The sequence below is a fragment of the Blastococcus deserti genome, assembly GCF_042682525.1.
GTDB lineage: Bacteria > Actinomycetota > Actinomycetes > Mycobacteriales > Geodermatophilaceae > Blastococcus_B > Blastococcus_B deserti.
This window is the reverse complement of sequence record NZ_JBHUHP010000001.1, coordinates 277,560-292,099: the sequence shown is the minus strand read 5'-3', so window position 1 is coordinate 292,099 and position 14,540 is coordinate 277,560. Positions and strand designations below refer to the sequence as shown.

Genomic DNA, 14,540 nt, shown 5'->3' with positions numbered 1-14,540 from the left:
TTCTGCGGTGGGGGGCGACGGGGTCCTTCTACTTCTCCACGACGGCGAGCAGGTCGCGGGCGGAGAGCACGAGGTACTCCTCGCCGCCGTACTTGACCTCGGTGCCGCCGTACTTCGAGTAGATGACCACGTCGCCGACGTTCACGTCGAGCGGAACGCGGTTGCCGTTGTCGTCGATGCGACCGGGGCCCACGGCGATGACCGTGCCCTCCTGCGGCTTCTCCTTGGCGGTGTCCGGGATGACTAGGCCGGAGGCGGTGGTGGTCTCGGCCTCGTTGGCCTGGACCACGACCCGGTCCTCCAGCGGCTTGATGCTGACCTTGGTAGCGGTCGTCACGTCGGCGACGCCCCCTTCGGTGTCGGACGGCTGGTGGATGTTCTGATGCTGTGGCACGGGATCCGGGCACCCGCCGTCGCGGGGGTCGGGCGCCAGCCCGTGTCGATTGGCACTCTACTCAGGAGAGTGCCAGCCGCTCAACCGGGCCCCCGAGTGGGCGAGCGGAGGGCTGCGCCAGGCTTGCCGGGTGCCGACCGACCCTGCCGAGGACCTCGCGGACGACCTGCCCGAGGACGCGGCCATCGCCGTGCTGCGCTGGCTGCGCGGCCCGGAGGGGACGGCGGCGACACGGCTGGCCGGCGAGCTGCTCGCCGCCGGGGTCGACCTGCTGCCGGGCCTCGACCGGCTCCGCGGGGAGGTGGGCCCGGAGCACGCCGGCCCCGCCTGGGAACTCGCCCGCCTGCGTGCCCGCGCCCGGCCCGTCTTCGGCGCCGACGCCGACGTCCTCCTCCTGACCGCCGGCACCCTGGAGCAGGCCGGGCGCCCGGAGCTGGCCTCCCGGCGGGCCGCGCGGCTGCTGTCCGCCGGCTCCTCGACCGTCGCCGACCTGGGATGCGCGGCGGGCACGGACACGATCGCGCTGGCCCGCGCGGGGGCGTCGGTGGTGGCGGTGGACCGCGATCCGGTGGCCCGCGAGCTGACCGCCGCCAACGCCGAGGCCCTGGGCGTGGCCGATCGGGTGCGGGTGGTCGCCGCCGACGTCGTCGACCTGGTGGCCGCCGCCGGGGACGGGCGGGTGGCGGGATGCGCCGCCGCCGTGCTCGATCCCGCCCGCCGCGCCGGGGGACGGCGCCAGCTGGATCCGGACCGGTGGTCCCCTCCCTGGTCGACCGTGGCCGCCCTGCTCGACCGCGTGCCGGCCACGGTCGTCAAGGTGGCTCCCGGGCTCGACCACGACCGCGTGCCCGCCGGGGTGGAGGCCGAGTGGGTGTCGGTCGCCGGCTCGATCGTCGAGGCCCTGCTGTGGGGGCCGGCGGTGTCGGAGACATGGCGGCGGGCGACCCTGGTGCGCGACGGCGCGGTGCACGAGCTGACCGCCGGGGAGGACCCCGGGCCGGCGCCGTGGGGCCCGGTCCGGCAGTGGCTGCACGAACCCGACCCGGCGGCCATCCGCTCGGGGCTGGTGGCCTCGGTCGCCGCGCGCCTCGGCGCGACGCTGGTCGACCCGACGATCGCCTACCTGACCTCCGACGCGCGCACCGACGACCCCTGGGTGCGCTCCTACCGGATCGCCGACGTGCTGCCGTTCAACCTCAAGAGGCTGCGGGCGCACCTGCGCGCCCGCGGGATCGGGCGGGTGGTGGTCAAGAAGCGCGGCTCCCCCGTCGAGCCCGAGACGCTCGCCCGGCAGCTGCGAGGGCCCGGCAGCGAGTGGGCCGTCGTCGTGGTCACCCGTGCGGCCGGCACCCCGACGGTGCTGGTCTGCGACCCGCAGTGAGCCGAGGCCCGTCCGGCGGCTCGCCCCGAGCCTGGTGACGTGCTGGAACGGCCTTCAGAGGCCCGCGCCGAGCGTGCGAGGCGTGGGGGGAAGGGTGGTCCTTCGACTGACGACCTCGACCGGCAGCGAGCTGTCGGCGCCCAGGTCCGCCGAGGACGGCGCGACCCCGGAGGCCACCAGCCTCGAGCCCAGGGCCGCCACCATGGCACCGTTGTCGGTGCACAGGCGGGGGCTGGGTACGCGGAGGACGATCCCCGCGGCCGCGCATCGCTCCTCGGCGAGGGCCCGGAGCCGGGAGTTGGCCGCCACCCCGCCCCCGAGCACCAGGTGGTCGACGCCGTGGTCCTGGCAGGCGCGAACGGCCTTCCTCGTCAGCACGTCGGCGACCGCCTCCTGGAAGGAAGCCGCGACGTCGGCCACCGGCACCGGTTCCCCCGCTCGCTGCCGCGCCTCCACCCAGCGGGCCACGGCCGTCTTGAGGCCGGAGAAGGAGAAGTCGTAGACCGGGTCGCGTGGGCCGGTCAGGCCACGCGGGAAGGCGATCGCCGCCGGGTCGCCCTCGCGCGCGGCGCGGTCGATCGGCGGGCCACCGGGGAACGGCAGGCCCAGCACGCGCGCCACCTTGTCGAACGCCTCCCCCGCGGCGTCGTCGACGGTGCGCCCCAGCGACTGCACGTCCTGGGCGAGGTCGGGCACGAGCAGCAGCGAGCTGTGCCCGCCCGAGACCAGCAGGGCGATCGAGGGCTCGGCCAGCGGCCCGTGCTGCAATTCGTCGACGGCGACGTGCGCGGCCAGGTGGTTGACCCCGTAGAGCGGCTTGCCCAGCGCCAGCGCGTAGGCCTTGGCCGCCGCGACGCCCACCAGGAGCGCGCCGGTGAGTCCGGGACCCGAGGTGACGGCGACCGCGTCGACGTCGTCGATGGTCGCGCCGGCGTCGGCGAGCGCGCGGTGCACCGTCGGGACCATCGCCTCCAGGTGCGCCCGCGAGGCGATCTCCGGAACGACCCCGCCGAAGCGCTCGTGCTCGTCCACGGAGGTGGCCAGGGCGTCGGCGAGCAGGGTGTGCCCGCGGACGAGGCCCACCCCGGTCTCGTCGCACGAGGTCTCGAAGCCGAGGACCAGCGGTTCCCCGCCCACGCGATCAGCCACGTCCGCCTCCCGTTCGGCTCAGGGCCCGCACCCGCTTGCGTCTCATGACGACGGCGTCGGCGCCGCTGGGCTGGTAGTAGCCGCGCCGGCGGCCGATCTCGACGAATCCGCGGCGCCGGTACAGGTGCTGGGCGCGCTCGTTGTCGGCCCGGACCTCCAGCAGGACGACGGGGCTGCGCCTGTCCGCCTCGGCCAGGAGCGCGTCGAGCAGCAGCGAGCCGATCCCCTCGCCCTGCAGCGCGGTGGCGACGCCGAGGGTGGCCACGTGCGCCTCGTCGTCGTAGGCGATGAGCCCGCCGTAGCCGACCAGGACCGGGGGCCCGCCGACCGGCTCGTCCTCGTCCCCGGTGACGTCGAACTCGGCCACCAGGTAGTAGCGGGTGTCGGCACGGGAGAGCTCGTCGCGGTACATCGCCTCGGTCCAGGTGTCGGGGGCGAAGAGCTCCTCCTCCAGCCGCATCACGGCCGGCAGGTCGGCGACCGTCATGGGCCGCAGGGTCACCGTCATGCGTGGTCCTCGCCGGCGCTCGTCAGCCGCCTGCCGGGCCGGGCCGCGCCCCGTGCCGGGCTCGCGAGCTGGCTCACGACTTCGACACCGCCTTGATCACCGTCGGCGGGGTGGCGTCCGGGCGGCGCAGGTACAGCGGGACCAGCGGCCCGGCCGACGAGGGGTCGGCCAGCTGGGGACCGGCCGCGCGCAGCAGGCCCGCAGTCGTCACGTCCGCCGGGACGACCTCCGCACCCAGCCGGGCGGCGAAGGCGGGATCGCCCACGAACGGCCCGGGGCGGCCCAGCTCCTCCGGCCGGACGACCGCCGGCCCCTCGGTGCGGGTCCCGTCGGCGTCGTACGCCGCCCAGTAGATCTCCTTGCGGCGGGCGTCGGTCACCACCGTCCGCGCTCCCGCGCCGATCGCGTCCAGCGAGCAGACACCGACGACCGGCAGGACGCGCGCGTCGGCGAGCGCCGCGGCGGTGACCACCCCGACCCGCAGCCCGGTGAACGGGCCGGGGCCCAGCCCGGTCACGACCGCGTCCACGTCGGCCATCGTCGTCCCGGCGTCGGCCAGGAGGTCCTGGATCGCCGGGGTGAGCAGCTCGGCGTGCCGGTTGCCCGAGGGCAGGGTGCGCTCGGCGAGGACCTCCGTCCCGGCGCCCGGCGACCAGCGCGCCAGCCCGGCGACGAGCGTCGGAGTGGCGGTGTCGAGCGCGAGGACGAGCACGTCCGACCACGTTACCGAGCCGCCGTCCGGTCGACTCAGGCGGCGGCGAGCCGCTGCTCCCAGCCGGGTCCCCGGGGGACGAGCAGCGCGGTCCGGACGTCGTCGTCGCGCCGGTCGAGCCGGATCTCCAGGTGCTCGTCGGCCAGCTGCTCCACCAGCCCCTGCCCCCACTCGACGACGGTGACCGACTCCCCGGTCGAGGCGTCGAGGTCGAGGTCGTCGACGTCGGCGACCCCGCCCAGCCGGTAGGCGTCGACGTGCAGGAGCGGCACGCGCCCGTCCCGGTGCACGCGGGCGATGACGAAGGTGGGCGAGGTGACCGGCTCGCGGACGCCGAGCCCCGCGCCGATGCCCTGGGTGAGGGCCGTCTTCCCGGCACCCAGGGGTCCGACGAGGACCACCAGGTCGCCCGGCCGCAGCAGCCCGGCGAGCTCCCGGCCGAGGGCGTGCGTCGCCTCCGGTGTCGGCAGGACGTGCTCCCGCCTCACGCCAGCGTCCCTGCGACGGCGGTGAGATCGGCCAGCAGCCCGGCCCGCGGAGCGCCGTTCGGGCCGAACCGGATGGCGGCCGACGGGTGGTAGGTCGCCCAGACGGCGCGCCCCTCCACCGGGTGCGGCCGGGCGCGCACCTGCGCCAGGACCGTCCGCGGCCCCAGGAACCACTTCGCGGCCGAGAGGCCCAGGGCCACGACGACCGGTGGGTCGAGCAGCTCGAGCTGGCGCCGGAGCCATCCGCTGCAGCGCGCCACCTCGGCGGCCTTCGGCGTGCGGTTGCCCGGGGGCCGGCACTTCACGACGTTGAGCACGGCGGCCTCGGCCCGGTCCAGACCGGCCTCGGCGAGGAGCTCGTCCAGCAGCGCGCCTGACCGGCCGACGAACGGCCGGCCGGTCTCGTCCTCCTGCGCGCCCGGCGCCTCGCCGACCAGCGCGAACCGCGGCCGTCCGGTGAGCGGCACGTCGCCGACGACCACGTGCTGCCGGGTGGCGGCCAGCTCGGGACAGGCGACGCACGGCCGCGCCGCCGCGGCGAGGGCCGCCCAGTCGGGTGCCGCGGCCGCGACGCGGGCCACCTCGTCGGCCGAGGCGTCGAACCGGGGCGGTCGGGGGTCGGCCACCCCCGCACCCTAACGAGGACCCTCCGGCGCTTCCCCCGGGCGCCACCCAGTGGGACCGTCCTCGCGGGCGCGTTCTCCTCTCCGCCGGAAGGGCGGCCGGTCATGACGACATCCGGCGCGGCGCCGCCGCTGGGCCCGTGCGACCTGGACCTCTACGACATCGCCTACCTCGCCGGCGGATTGGCCCGGCTCGTCGACTCCGCCCTCGTCGCGATGGTCGAGGCCGGCCGCGTCCGGGTGCACGCGCCGGGCCAGCTCGCCGTCGCGGAGCCGGCCCGCCGGCACCCGGTCGAGGCCGCGGTGCTCGACGCCGTCGGCACCCGCGGCCATCGCTCGGTGGACGTGATCCTGTGGCGGCTCCGGGACGACACCCGCATCCTGGCCGTCGGCCGCCGGCTGGTGGCCGAGGGACTGGTGAGCCGGTGGGGCACGGTCCTGCGTCGTGCGAACCGGGCGCCGGTGCCGACGACCGCCGGCCGCCGCGTGCTGCGGAGCGTCCTGGCGAGCCCGCCGACGGACCCGGCGTGGGCCGGCGGCCGTGCCGTGCTGGTGGCCCTGCACGGTCGGAACGGGGTCGACGACGCGCTGCTGCGGGCCTCGCTCTTCGAGGCCTTTCCCGTACCGACCGCCAAGGAACGGGCCGTGGGTCTCCGGCGACGGCTCGACGCGGCCCGTTCCGATCCCTTCTTCGCAGGCAGGGGCGGGGGCACCGACGCGGGCGGGGGCGGCGGTGGTGGTGACGGCGGCGGCCGATGAGCGCCTCAGTGCGCCGATGCGCCCGCCGCGAGCCGGCGGAGGAACGCCGCAAGGGCGCCGGTCACCTCGTCCGACTTCTCCAGGAGCACGAGGTGCCCGGCATCGGGGACCACGACGTACCGCGCGTCCGGGAGCCGCTCCACGATGCGCTCGCTGTGCTCCATCGGGATCATCTTGTCCTTGTCGCCGGTGAGCACGAGCGTCGGCACCCGGCGCAACGGCTCCAGCGAGCCGATCTCGTCCATCCCGGCCAGCGCCGGGTAGAACTCCGCGATCACGTCCACCGGGGTCCCGGCGATCATCGAGTCCACGTACCGGCCCAGCGCGGGATCCACGTCGGACGACGCGAACGACAGCGAGCGGGTGACCATGGAGACGAGGTCGGCGGCCAGGACCCGGGTCCGCTCGGCGAAGGCGGGCCGGTGCCGCATCGTCCACGCCGCCACGGGGAACACCGCCGCCCGCACGCGGGTGAGCAGTTCCGGCAGGCCGAACGTCAGCTCGGCCAGCTGCCCGCTGGACGTGGACAGCAGGGCGACACCGACGACCCTCGTGCCGAACAGTTCCGGTCGCAGTGCGGCCAGTCCCATGATGGTCATCCCGCCCATGGAGTGACCGACCAGGACGACCGGCCCCGAGGGGACCCGCATCCGGAGCACGGTGTCCAGGTCCCGGGCCAGCTGCTCGATGGTCGATCGCTCCGGCGCCCCGCGGCCGGACGAGCCGTGACCGCGCTGGTCGTAGAAGACCAGGCGGGCGTCGGGCCGGTGACCGTTGGCCGTCGCCAGCTCGGCGGCCAGCGACCGCCGCTGGAAGGCCCAGGACGCCATCGAGAGGGTGTAGCCGTGCACGAAGACGACGGTCATGGGCGCGTCCCGCGGCCCGATCTCCTCGACCGACAGGAGCACCCCGTCGTCGGCCTGGACCAGCGCCGTCCGGTCGGCGGCCCGGCCGGCGGTGCCGAGCGGGTCGTCCTCACGCAGCTGGGCGGCCGACAGCGCCGCGGCCCGCTCCCCGGCGGCGCCCAGCTCGGCGGCGCGCACGCGACGGCGGGCGATCCGGGTCAGCCCCACACCGAGCGCGGTGCCGGCCGCCGCCAGGCCGACGGCGGCGCCGACGACCCCGGCGGTGCGCCCGCGACCGTGCGTGGGCGGCCGCGTGGGCCGGGCCATCAGACCGCCCCCGCCGAGCCGACGTACCGGCGGGTGAAGCGTCCGCCGATCCGCGTCACCAGCTCGTAGTGGATGGTGTCGACGGCATCGGCCCACTGCTGCGCCGTCGGCTCACCACGGTCCCCGGGGCCCCAGAGCACGACCTCGTCCCCCTCGTGGACGTCGGCGTCGCCCACGTCCAGGACGAACTGGTCCATGCACACCCGGCCGGCGATGGTGCGCTGGGCACCCCCGGCCAGCACCGGGGCGGAATTCCCCGCCGCGCGCGGGACACCGTCGGCGTAGCCCACCGGCACCAGCGCCAGCGTCGTCTCCGTCTGCGGGAAGTAGGTGTGGCCGTAGGACACGCCGACCCCCGCCGGCACCCGCTTCGTGAGGGCGATCGAGGCGCGCACCGTCATGGCCGGGCGCAGCCCGTGGTCGGCCGGGTTCCCGCCGAGCGGGTCCAGCCCGTACAGCGCGACGCCCGGGCGGACGAAGTCGTACCAGGTCTCCGGCAGGGCGACCGTCGCCGCGGAGTTGGCCAGGTGCAGCGCGGCGCCGGTCAGGCCCGCCCGGCGCGCCACGTCGACGGCCTCCTCGAAGACGCGGACCTGGGCGCCGATGGTCGGGTGGGTGGGCGCGTCGGCGTAGGCCATGTGGCTCCACAGGCCGACCACCGACACGTCGCCGTCGGCCTGCGCGCGGGCGGCCGCGGCCACCACGCCCGGCCAGTCGGCGGCCGTGGCGCCCTCCCGGGACAGTCCGGTGTCGACGAAGAGGTGCACCCGCGCGGTCACGCCGGTCGCTCGCGCGGCGGCCACCACCTCGGCCAGGGCCCACTCGGCGTTGACCGACACCTCGACGTCGGCGACCAGCGCGGCGGCGTAGTCGGTGCCGGGGCCGTGCAGCCAGGACAGCACCGGCGCGGTGATCCCGGCGGCGCGCAGGGCCAGCGCCTCGTCGAGGACGGCGACCCCGAGGAAGTCGGCGCCGCCGGCGAGCACCGCGCGGGCGGCGGGGAGCAGACCGTGGCCGTAGCCGTCGGCCTTGACGACGGCCATCAGCGGCCGGCCGACCCGGTCGCGCAGCACGGCCGTGTTGGCGGCGATGGCGTCCAGGTCGACCACGACCTCGGCGCGGGCGGCTCGGTTCGTCACGGCGCCGAGTCTCCCAGGCCGATCGGGACGAACCCGGCCGCCTGCTGGATCCGGCGGATCGCGTCGGGCAGCCGCCGCAGCAGGTCCCCGGCGACCAGGGGTCCGCGCGCCGCGGCGAGCTGGCCGGTCCGGCCGTGCACGTGCGCCCCGACCGCCGCGGCCTCCGCCGCGTCCATGCCCGTGGCGAGCAGCGAACCGACGATCCCCGACAGCACGTCCCCCGTACCGGCGGTGGCGAGCCAGGGGGTGCCGGTGCCGTTGACGTACGCGGTGCCGCTCGGGTCGGCGACGACCGTGGCCTCGCCCTTGAGCAGGAGGACGGCGCCGAGGTCGGCGGCCAGCCCGCGTGCAGCGCCCAGGCGGTCGGACCCGACCTCGTTCCCGAACCGGGCGAACTCCCGGTCGTGCGGCGTGAGCACCGTCGGGGCGCTGCGGTCGCGCACCAGCCCGGGCCGGCGGGCGGCCAGCGTGAGGGCGTCGGCGTCGACCAGCACCGGCAGGTCGCTCGCCAGTACCTCGGTGAGCACCCGTTCCGCGGCGTCGTCGGTGCCCATGCCCGGGCCGACCACCCATGCCTGCACCCGGCCGGCGTCCGCCGGCCGGCCGTCGGTGACGATCGCCTCCGGCCAGGCGGCGCGGACGCCGTCCGCGGCCGTGCCCGCGTACCGGACGAGCCCCGGGCGGGTCCGGAGGGCGGCACCGGTGCACAGCACCGCGGCACCGGGGTAGACCGACGAGCCGGCGGCGACGCCGACGACGCCCTGGCTGTACTTGTCGTCGCCGGGCAGCGGGAACGGCAGCCGCAGCGCGACGTCGGCGTCGGTGAGCTGGTGGGTCCTCGCCGGCGGCAGGTCCAGGCCGATGTCGACGAGGCGCACCTCGTTCGCGAAGCCCTTGCCCTCCCCCACCACCAGGCCGGGCTTGACCGCCCCGAACGTGACCGTCGTGCCCGCCTCGAACGCCGTTCCGTGGACCGCGCCGGTGTCGGCATCCACCCCGCTCGGGACGTCGACGGCGACCAGCAGCCCCGGTCCTCGGGCCGCCTGCTCGGCGAGGGCCGCCGCCCGGGGCCGCAGACCGCCCGAGCCGCCGATGCCGACGATCCCGTCGAGGACGAGGTCGGCCCGGTCGAGGCCGTTGTCCTCCGCCGTCGGGTCCAGCACGCGGCCGCCGGCGCGACGCAGCGCACGCAGACCCGCGGGATGGGCACGGCCGGGATCGAGGAGCACGGCGGTCACCCGGGCGCCACGGGCGGCCAGGTGCGCGCCCGCCACGAGGGCGTCGCCGCCGTTGTTGCCCGCCCCGACCAGCAGCGTGATCCGCCGCCCGTAGGCGGAGCCCAGCATCCGCAGGCACACGGTCGCCAGCCCCGTGGCCGCGCGCTGCATGAGCGCCCCCTCCGGACCGGCGGCGAGGAGCGGCTCCTCGGCCGCCCGGATCTCGGCCGCCGTGTACAGCCCGATCACGTGTCGCCCCGGGGGAAGCCCTCCGCGACCACCACGGCCGAGGCGATCCCGCCGTCGTGGCTCAGCGAGAGGTGCCAGGAGGAGACGCCCAGCTGGGCGGCGCGCCCGGCCACCGTGCCGCGGATCTCCAGGTGCGGTCGGCCGTGCTCACCGACGGTCACCTCGGCGTCGTGCCAGTGCAGGTCACCGGGCGCCCCCAATGCCTTCGCCAGCGCCTCCTTGGCCGCGAACCGGGCCGCCAGCGACTCCCCCGTGCGCGGATTGCCGCTCGGCGTGTGCTGCTCGGCCGCCGTGAACAGCCGGTCGCGCAGACCCGGCGTCCGGGTGAGCGACTCGGCGAAGCGCTCGACCGGCACGACGTCGATCCCCACCCCGATGATCACGGGAACATCCTGCCGCGTCAGCGGCGGAGGTGCTGGAACGGCCGCCCGTCAGGGGCCCGCGCCGAGCTCGCGAGGCGTGGGGGGACGGGCGGTCCTTTACTCGACGGTGACGCTCTTCGCCAGGTTGCGCGGCTGGTCGACGTCCAGCCCGCGGGTGTCGGCGATCTCGCAGGCGAGCACCTGCAGCGGCACGGTGGTCACCACGGGCGCCAGCAGGGTGGGCGTGCGGGGCACCCGGATCAGGTGGTCGGCGTACGGGACGACGTCCTCGTCGCCCTCCTCCGCGATCACGATGGTGCGGGCCCCGCGGGCCCGCACCTCCTGGATGTTGGAGACGACCTTGCCGTGCACCGACTCGCGGCTGCGCGGCGACGGCACGATCACCACGACCGGGGTGCCCTGGTCGATGACGGCGATGGGTCCGTGCTTGAGCTCACCGGCCGCGAAGCCCTCGGCGTGGATGTAGGCCAGCTCCTTGAGCTTGAGCGCACCCTCCAGCGCGACGGGGAACCCGACGTGCCGGCCGAGGAAGAGGATCGTGTTCGCGTCGGCCAGCGAGCGGCCCAGCGCCCGGACCTCGTCCATGCCCGTGAGCACCTCGGACACGGCCTCGGGGAGCCGGCGCAGGTCGTCGACGATCGCCGCGACCTCGTCCTCGTACTTGATGCCGCGCACCTGGGCGAGGAAGAGCCCGACCAGGTAGCAGGCCACGATCTGGCTGAGGAACGCCTTGGTGGAGGCGACGGCGATCTCCGGCCCGGCGTGGGTGTAGAGGACGGCGTCCGATTCGCGCGGGATGGTGGAGCCGTTGGCGTTGCAGATGGCCAGCACGCGAGCCTTCTGCTCCTTGGCGTGCCGCAGCGCCATGAGGGTGTCCATCGTCTCGCCGGACTGGCTGATGACGACGACGAGCGTGGAGCGGTCCAGCACCGGGTCCCGGTAGCGGAACTCACTGGCGACTTCGACCTCCACCGGGATGCGTGTCCAGTGCTCGATCGCGTACTTGGCGATGAGTCCGGCGTGGTACGAGGTGCCGCAGGACACCACGAAGATCTTGTCGATGTCGCGGAGTTCCTGGTCGGACAGGCGGACCTCGTCGAGCACCAGCTCGCCGTTCCCGCCCAGCCGGCCCAGCAGGGTGTCGGCGACCGCCTGCGGCTGCTCGGCGATCTCCTTGAGCATGAACCAGTCGTAGCCGCCCTTCTCGGCGGCCGCGGCGTCCCAGTCGACCGTGTAGGCCCTCGGCTCGGCGATGCCGCCGGAGAAGTCGGTGACGGTCACACCCCGCCTGCGGTCGATCTCGACGACCTGGTCCTGACCGAGCTCGCGGGCCTCGCGGGTGTGGCCGATGAACGCGGCGACGTCGGAGCCGAGGAAGTACTCGCCGTCGCCCACCCCGACCACCAGGGGGCTGCTGCGCCGCGCGGCGACCAGGGTGTCGGGCTCGAGCGCCGAGGTGGCGACGAGCGTGAACGCGCCCTCCAGCCGCCGGCAGACGGCCCGCATGGCCTCGGCCAACCGGCCGGGTCCCTCCGGAGCCCTCCGGTAGGCCGCCGCGAGCAGGTGCGCCGCCACCTCCGTGTCGGTCTCCGAGGTGAACTCCACGCCCTCGGCCTCGCACTCGGCGCGCAGCGACGCGAAGTTCTCGATGATCCCGTTGTGGACCACCGCGACGCTCCCGTCGGCGGAGACGTGCGGGTGCGCGTTGCGGTCGGTCGGCCCACCGTGCGTGGCCCACCGGGTGTGCCCGACGCCCACGGTCGCCGCCGGCAGCGGCCGCTCGGCGAGCACCTTCTCCAGATTGGCCAGCTTGCCGGCCTTCTTCGCCGAGGTCAGCTCGCCGTCAGCGACGACGGCGATCCCGGCGGAGTCGTAACCCCGGTACTCGAGCCGGCGCAGGCCCTCCAGGACAACGTCCCGGGCGTCCCGCGGACCGACGTAACCCACGATGCCGCACATTCGATCGAGGGTACCGGCGGTGACGAACCATTCCCGCCAGTGACACTGTCGTGCTCCGCACGACACCGCCGCCAGGAGCCCACGTCCGTCACGGTGAGCCGCTGCGTCACTCCGGGGTGAGGCCTCCGGCCCACCTCGTCGCGACGGGCCACCCGCGTGGTCCCTAACCGACCGCGGCGACGACCTCCGCCAACCGGGCCGCCACCTCGTCGGCCTGCCGCTGGGTGGGCGCCTCGACCATCACGCGCACCAACTGCTCGGTGCCGGAGGGGCGCAGCAGGACCCGGCCGGTGTCGCCGAGCTCCTCCTCGACGGCGTTGACGGCCTCGGCGACGGCGTCGCTCTCCGCGACCGCCAGCCGGTCGTTGACTGGCACGTTGATGAGCGTCTGCGGCAGCCGCTGCACGACCGACGCCAGCTCGGCCAGCGAGGCGCCGGTGGCCCGCATCCGGGACAGCAGCGCCAGTCCGGTGAGCAGGCCGTCGCCCGTCGTGGCGTGGTCGAGGAAGACGAGGTGGCCGCTCTGCTCGCCGCCCAGGCTCAGCCCGTGCTCCCGGAGCGCCTCCAGCACGTAGCGGTCACCGACCGCGGTCGTCCGCACGGCGATGCCGGCGTCGCGCATGGTGTGGTGGAAGCCGAGGTTGCTCATGACCGTCGCGACGACGGTGTCGCCCTTGAGCGCGCCGCGCTCGTGCAGGGCGAGGGCGCAGACGGCCAGGATCGCGTCCCCGTCGACGACCTCGCCCTCGGCGGTGACCGCCAGGCAGCGGTCGGCGTCGCCGTCGTGGGCGATCCCGAGGTCGGCACCCTGCTGCCGCACGGCCTCGATCAGCGGACCGAGGTGCGTGGAGCCGACGCCGTCGTTGATGTTCCAGCCGTCCGGCTGGTCACCGATCGCGTGCACGGTGGCGCCCGCGCGCCGGTAGACCTCGGGGGCCGTGCCGGCCGCGGCGCCGTGGGCGCAGTCGACGACCAGCCGGAGGCCGGTGAGCGGCTGGTCCACGGTCGAGAGGACGTGCTGGGCGTAGCGCTCGATCGCGTCGGGCAGCGCGCGCACCCGGCCGATGGCCGCACCGGTGGGCCGCAGACCGTCGGAGGAGCCGCTGAGGACCGTCTGCTCGATGGCCGCCTCCACCGCGTCGGGCAGCTTGTGACCACCGCGGCTGAAGAGCTTGATCCCGTTGTCGGGCATGGGGTTGTGGCTGGCCGAGATCATGACGCCGAGGTCGGCGCCGGTCTCGGCGGTCAGGTAGGCGAGGGCGGGCGTGGGCACCACGCCGGCGAGCAGCACCTCGGCACCGGCGCTGGCCAGGCCGGCCACCACCGCGGCCTCCAGCATCTCCCCGCTGGCGCGGGGGTCACGCCCGACGACCGCGACGGGACGCGAGGTCCCGTCGCGGTCGGCGAGCACTCCGGCGGCAGCGCGTGCCACCGAGAGGGACAGCTCCGGCGTGAGGTCGGCGTTCGCCAGACCCCGGACGCCGTCGGTCCCGAAGAGACGACCCAACGGCCTGCGGGTCAGCGCTTGGAGTACTGAGGCGCCTTGCGCGCCTTCTTCAGGCCGTACTTCTTGCGCTCGGTGACGCGGGCGTCCCGGGTGAGGAAGCCGGCCTTCTTGAGGGCGGGACGGTCGTCGCCCTCGACCTCGATGAGTGCGCGGGCGATGGCCAGGCGCAGGGCACCGGCCTGACCCGTGACGCCGCCGCCCTTGAGGATGCCGACGACGTCGTACTGCTCGGCCTTCTCCAGGATCACGAACGGCTCACGGATGAGCTGCTGGTGCACCTTGTTGGGGAAGTACTCCTCCAGGCTGCGGCCGTTCAGCCGGAACTGGCCGGTGCCCGGGAGGAGGCGGACACGGACGACGGCCTCCTTGCGGCGGCCGACGGTCTGGATGGGACGCCCGTCGGCGTCGGTCAGGGTCGCTGCGCTGGTCACTGGGCCACCTGCTTGATCTCGAAGGTCTGGGGCTGCTGCGCAGCGTGGGGGTGCTCGGGGCCGGCGTACACCTTGAGCTTGGACAGCATCTGCCGTCCCAGCGAGTTGTGCGGCAGCATCCCCTTGACCGCCCGCTCGACGACGCGGTCGGGGTGGGTGCGCAGCTGGTCGCCCACGTTGATGGTCTTGAGACCACCCGGGTGACCGGAGTGCCGGTAGGCGCGCTTGTCGTCCCGCTTGGAACCGGTCAGCGCGACCTTGCCGGCGTTGACGATGACGACGAAGTCGCCGACGTCCACGTGCGGGGCGTACTGGGGCTTGTGCTTGCCGCGCAGCAGCTGCGCGGTCTGGCTGGCGAGTCGGCCGAGCACCACGTCGGTGGCGTCGATGACATGCCAGGCCCGGGCGATCTCGCCGGGCTTGGGTGAGTACGTGCGCACGGCGCTCGTGTCCTCCGTCGTCGTCGGGA

At 75.3% G+C, this 14,540-nt stretch carries 16 protein-coding genes; 2 read left to right on the top strand and 14 right to left on the bottom strand.

Going from position 1 to position 14,540, the window contains the following annotated elements; all coding sequences use genetic code 11:
- Nucleotides 1–28: 28 nt before the first annotated feature.
- A complete protein-coding gene (gene groES, locus ACFSHS_RS01515; RefSeq protein ID WP_458199618.1) occupies nt 29–394 on the bottom strand; it encodes a co-chaperone GroES in 366 nt (121 codons plus the stop codon).
- A 130-nt stretch (nt 395–524) separates the two neighbouring features.
- Between groES and ACFSHS_RS01510 the strand changes: the two genes are divergently transcribed.
- Nucleotides 525–1,775 (top strand): THUMP-like domain-containing protein, encoded by a 1,251-nt coding sequence (locus ACFSHS_RS01510; protein WP_376870872.1) that lies wholly within the window; start codon nt 525–527, stop codon nt 1,773–1,775.
- Between the two features lie 54 nt (nt 1,776–1,829).
- On the opposite strand, the gene tsaD is transcribed toward ACFSHS_RS01510, so the two are convergent.
- The 5 genes from tsaD to ACFSHS_RS01485 all read right to left on the bottom strand — a co-directional run bounded on the left by tsaD (nt 1,830) and on the right by ACFSHS_RS01485 (nt 5,258).
- Nucleotides 1,830–2,924, bottom strand: coding sequence for a tRNA (adenosine(37)-N6)-threonylcarbamoyltransferase complex transferase subunit TsaD (gene tsaD / locus ACFSHS_RS01505; RefSeq protein WP_376870870.1), 1,095 nt, complete (start codon nt 2,922–2,924; stop codon nt 1,830–1,832).
- The gene (gene rimI / locus ACFSHS_RS01500; RefSeq protein ID WP_376870868.1) at nt 2,917–3,432 is read right to left on the bottom strand and encodes a ribosomal protein S18-alanine N-acetyltransferase; all 516 of its coding nucleotides are present in this window, start codon (nt 3,430–3,432) and stop codon (nt 2,917–2,919) included. Before rimI ends, tsaD begins: the two co-directional genes overlap by 8 nt.
- A gap of 73 nt (nt 3,433–3,505) precedes the next feature.
- A complete protein-coding gene (tsaB, locus tag ACFSHS_RS01495) occupies nt 3,506–4,144 on the bottom strand; it encodes a tRNA (adenosine(37)-N6)-threonylcarbamoyltransferase complex dimerization subunit type 1 TsaB (RefSeq protein ID WP_376870866.1) in 639 nt (212 codons plus the stop codon).
- 35 nt (nt 4,145–4,179) lie between these two features.
- Nucleotides 4,180–4,632, bottom strand: coding sequence for a tRNA (adenosine(37)-N6)-threonylcarbamoyltransferase complex ATPase subunit type 1 TsaE (gene tsaE / locus ACFSHS_RS01490; protein WP_376870863.1), 453 nt, complete (start codon nt 4,630–4,632; stop codon nt 4,180–4,182).
- Entirely contained in the window at nt 4,629–5,258 is a 630-nt protein-coding gene (locus tag ACFSHS_RS01485) for a uracil-DNA glycosylase (protein WP_376870860.1), read from the bottom strand. The genes tsaE and ACFSHS_RS01485 overlap by 4 nt, the downstream gene beginning before the upstream one ends.
- A 102-nt stretch (nt 5,259–5,360) precedes the next feature.
- Between ACFSHS_RS01485 and ACFSHS_RS01480 the strand changes: the two genes are divergently transcribed.
- Nucleotides 5,361–6,014 carry a TIGR04222 domain-containing membrane protein gene (locus ACFSHS_RS01480; RefSeq protein ID WP_376870857.1) on the top strand — a complete coding sequence of 218 codons (654 nt, stop codon included), beginning with the start codon at nt 5,361–5,363 and terminating at the stop codon, nt 6,012–6,014.
- A gap of 5 nt (nt 6,015–6,019) precedes the next feature.
- On the opposite strand, the gene ACFSHS_RS01475 is transcribed toward ACFSHS_RS01480, so the two are convergent.
- The 8 genes from ACFSHS_RS01475 to rplM all read right to left on the bottom strand — a co-directional run bounded on the left by ACFSHS_RS01475 (nt 6,020) and on the right by rplM (nt 14,511).
- Entirely contained in the window at nt 6,020–7,186 is a 1,167-nt protein-coding gene (locus ACFSHS_RS01475) for an alpha/beta fold hydrolase (protein WP_376870855.1), read from the bottom strand.
- Nucleotides 7,186–8,325, bottom strand: coding sequence for an alanine racemase (gene alr, locus ACFSHS_RS01470; protein ID WP_376870852.1), 1,140 nt, complete (start codon nt 8,323–8,325; stop codon nt 7,186–7,188). The genes ACFSHS_RS01475 and alr overlap by 1 nt, the downstream gene beginning before the upstream one ends.
- Nucleotides 8,322–9,791: an NAD(P)H-hydrate dehydratase gene (locus ACFSHS_RS01465; RefSeq protein WP_376870850.1), complete on the bottom strand. Its 1,470-nt coding sequence runs from the start codon at nt 9,789–9,791 to the stop codon at nt 8,322–8,324. The genes alr and ACFSHS_RS01465 overlap by 4 nt, the downstream gene beginning before the upstream one ends.
- Nucleotides 9,788–10,174, bottom strand: a complete 387-nt coding sequence (locus ACFSHS_RS01460; protein ID WP_376870848.1) for a holo-ACP synthase — start codon at nt 10,172–10,174, stop codon at nt 9,788–9,790. The genes ACFSHS_RS01465 and ACFSHS_RS01460 overlap by 4 nt, the downstream gene beginning before the upstream one ends.
- Before the next feature lie 96 nt (nt 10,175–10,270).
- The gene (gene glmS, locus ACFSHS_RS01455; protein ID WP_376870846.1) at nt 10,271–12,133 is read right to left on the bottom strand and encodes a glutamine--fructose-6-phosphate transaminase (isomerizing); all 1,863 of its coding nucleotides are present in this window, start codon (nt 12,131–12,133) and stop codon (nt 10,271–10,273) included.
- Nucleotides 12,134–12,296: 163 nt separating this feature from the next.
- Entirely contained in the window at nt 12,297–13,640 is a 1,344-nt protein-coding gene (gene glmM / locus ACFSHS_RS01450; protein WP_376870844.1) for a phosphoglucosamine mutase, read from the bottom strand.
- Between the two features lie 11 nt (nt 13,641–13,651).
- Nucleotides 13,652–14,071 (bottom strand): 30S ribosomal protein S9, encoded by a 420-nt coding sequence (gene rpsI, locus ACFSHS_RS01445; RefSeq protein WP_376870841.1) that lies wholly within the window; start codon nt 14,069–14,071, stop codon nt 13,652–13,654.
- Nucleotides 14,068–14,511, bottom strand: a complete 444-nt coding sequence (gene rplM, locus ACFSHS_RS01440) for a 50S ribosomal protein L13 (RefSeq protein ID WP_376870839.1) — start codon at nt 14,509–14,511, stop codon at nt 14,068–14,070. Before rplM ends, rpsI begins: the two co-directional genes overlap by 4 nt.
- Nucleotides 14,512–14,540: the final 29 nt, after the last annotated feature.